Source organism: Kocuria sp. (genome assembly GCF_030536815.1).
Classification (GTDB): Bacteria; Actinomycetota; Actinomycetes; order Actinomycetales; family Micrococcaceae; genus Kocuria; species Kocuria gwangalliensis.
On record NZ_JAUNPE010000231.1, the window covers coordinates 1 to 2,700 of the forward strand.

Below are 2,700 nucleotides of genomic sequence, written 5' to 3' on the forward strand. Positions count from 1 at the left end.
CGGAGGTAGCCCCGCAGAACGTGGTCGCGTGGGCCGGCACGGTCCCCTCCGAGGACGGACTGGTGTTGGTCTGCGCGGAGGATCAGGTCGTCATGGCCCGCGGTGCCGTGAATACCCAGGAGAAGGATGTTCTTTCCCAGGACGTCCTGCTGACCGGTGCGGTGCAGGAGCTGGACCGTGGGCTGGGTTTCCCCGGTGAAGCCGGAATGTTCGACGCACCCATGGGTGATGTCACCCGGTTCGAGGTGGACGAATGGGGCAAGCCGGTCGCGCACTCCACCCTGTCCGTGCAGGACGAGGTCGCATACATGGGACCGCTGTTCGCGGATGCGTCCACCGAGCGCGATTCCGCCGAGGTACTGGATCCGCTGGTCTCGTCCATGGCCAATGAGGCCTTCCTTGCCGACGCCGAACGCCTGTACACCGTGGTCCCCGAGGACGAGGTTTCGGCTCGCGAGTCCCAGGGCTGGGAACGCGCGGCCGTGGTGCTGCGGCTGGGCTGAGAGCGGTCCCCAGCCCTAGAACCATTTGATCCCGCCTTACTGCACAGTAACCATGGCTACTCTGCAGTAAAACGGGATCAAAGGGTCGCTCAGCCGGTACCTGTCAGGCAACCACCTGACGTTTGGAGGAAATCACCCCGGTGTTGAAACCGGCCAGGTGCAGGCCTCCGTGGAAGCGCGCGTGTTCGATCTTCACGCAGCGGTCCATCACGGCGTTGAGTCCGGCGTTCTCGGCAATCGCCGCGGCTTCCTCACTCCACGAGCCCAGCTGCATCCACACGGTCTTGGCGCCGAGGTCCACCGCCTCCCGTGCCACACCGGGCAGGTCCGCATCCTTACGGAACGCGTCCACCATGTCCGGAACCTCGGGCAGATCCGCCAATGACGGGTAGACCTTCTGGCCCAGCACCTCGTCCAGCACCGGGTTCACGAAGTACACGCGATACGGGGACGACGACAGCAGGTACGTGGCCACGAAATAGCTCGCCCGCGCGGGCTTGTTGGACATGCCCACGATCGCGATCGACTCGGTGTTGCGCAGGATGTTCAACCGCTCGGGGGCGCTGGGGCCCACCCAGGTGCGTTCGGTGCTCATACCTGTCCTCCTTCGGTGCCGGGCAGCGCGCAGGCCGCCGCGCTGTTGTCCTGCTCAAGTGTGTTCTTCGCTGCCTCGTCCCGGACAGCGGCGGGTGCGGTGACGACGTCGCCCTCGCGGCTGATTCCGGTCGCGGCGGTCAACGCCTGGTCCAGATCCCACAGGATGTCCGCGGGGTCCTCGAGACCCACGGAAATCCGGATCAGGTCTTCCTTCACGCCGCCGGATTCCAGCTGCTCGGAGCTGAGCTGCTGGTGGGTGGTGGAGGCCGGGTGCAGCACCAGGGTGCGGGCGTCACCGATGTTGGCCAGGTGCGAGGCCAGCTGCAGGTTCTCGATGAAGCGGCCTCCCACGTCGCGTCCGCTGAGCTGCTCGGTCGATGCCACACCGAAGGCGAACACGGAACCGATGCCCTGGGGCAGGTACTTCTGGGCGCGCTCGTGGTGCGGGTGGTCTTCAAGGCCCGCGTGGTTCACGTACGCGATGCGGGGATCGGTGGCCAACCACTGCACGACTTCTTGCGCGTTCGCCACGTGTGCGTCCATGCGCTGGGGGAGGGTTTCCACGCCCTGCAGGAGGTTCCACGCGGCCTGCGGAGTCAGGGACGGGCCGATGTCACGCAGCTGCTCGGAGCGCAGCTTGGTCAGGAACCCGTACTCGCCAAAGTTTCCCCACCACGTCACGTTGTTGTACGAGGGGACCGGTTCGGTCATGGCGGGGAACCTGCCGTTGCCCCAGTTGAAACGGCCGGACTCGACCACCACACCGCCCAGGGTGTTGCCGTGGCCGCCCAGGAACTTGGTGATCGAGTGGATCACGATGTCCGCGCCGTGCTCGAACGGTCGGCACAGGTACGGGGTGTTGAGCGTGGCATCCACGATCAGCGGCAAGCCCGCCTCGTGGGCGACCTCCGCCAGTCCTTCCAGATCGGCGATCTCACCGGACGGGTTGGCCACGAGCTCGGTGTAGACAGCCTTGGTGTTCTCGGTGATCGCCGCCTTGTAATCGGCCGGATCGGTCCCGGGAACAAAAGTGGTCTCCACCCCGAAGCGCCGCAGGGTCACGTCCAACTGCGTGACCGTGCCGCCGTAGAGCTGGGAGGAGGCGACCACGTGATCGCCCTGTCCGCACAGCGCGGCAAAGGTGATGAATTCCGCGGCCATACCGGAGGACGTCGCCACCGCACCAATACCACCCTCGAGGGACGCAATGCGCTCCTCCAACGCCGCCACGGTGGGGTTGCCGATGCGCGAGTAAATGTTGCCGTACTTCTGCAGCGCGAAGAGGTTGGCGGCGTCGTCGGCGTCCTTGAAGACGAACGAACTGGTCTGGTAGATCGGGACGGAACGGGCGCCGTGCTCGGCGTCCGGGGTGCCGCCCGCGTGCAGCGCACGGGTGCGGAAACCGAACTGGTGCTCGGCCATAGGGGTCCTCCTTGTCGGCCGCGTACAGCTCCCGTCCGAACACTGCCCGGGCCCGCGCAGCACTCCATCGGTCCTGGCGGTAGCACCGTGCAGTAGGCCGATCACTGCGGGTTGCTGCGGCGTCGTCGATCCAGGTCTCTCGGCCGCTCGGGATGGTGAGTCCATTGTGTCGCGTGGG

At 66.2% G+C, this 2,700-nt stretch carries 3 protein-coding genes and 1 riboswitch; of the genes, 1 reads left to right on the forward strand and 2 read right to left on the reverse strand.

The annotated features are described in order from the left end of the window. Positions 1 to 503, forward strand: a 503-nt coding sequence (locus Q4E95_RS12525; RefSeq protein ID WP_303383619.1) for a hypothetical protein, incomplete at its 5' end; no start/stop codon positions are given. A gap of 103 nt (positions 504 to 606) precedes the next feature. On the opposite strand, the gene Q4E95_RS12530 is transcribed toward Q4E95_RS12525, so the two are convergent. Next, positions 607 to 1,098: a CoA-binding protein gene (locus Q4E95_RS12530; protein ID WP_303383620.1), complete on the reverse strand. Its 492-nt coding sequence runs from the start codon at positions 1,096 to 1,098 to the stop codon at positions 607 to 609. Beyond that, positions 1,095 to 2,522, reverse strand: coding sequence for an O-acetylhomoserine aminocarboxypropyltransferase/cysteine synthase family protein (locus Q4E95_RS12535; RefSeq protein ID WP_303383621.1), 1,428 nt, complete (start codon positions 2,520 to 2,522; stop codon positions 1,095 to 1,097). Before Q4E95_RS12535 ends, Q4E95_RS12530 begins: the two co-directional genes overlap by 4 nt. Positions 2,523 to 2,583: 61 nt before the next feature. Next, a riboswitch (SAM riboswitch) is annotated at positions 2,584 to 2,681 on the reverse strand. Positions 2,682 to 2,700: the final 19 nt, after the last annotated feature.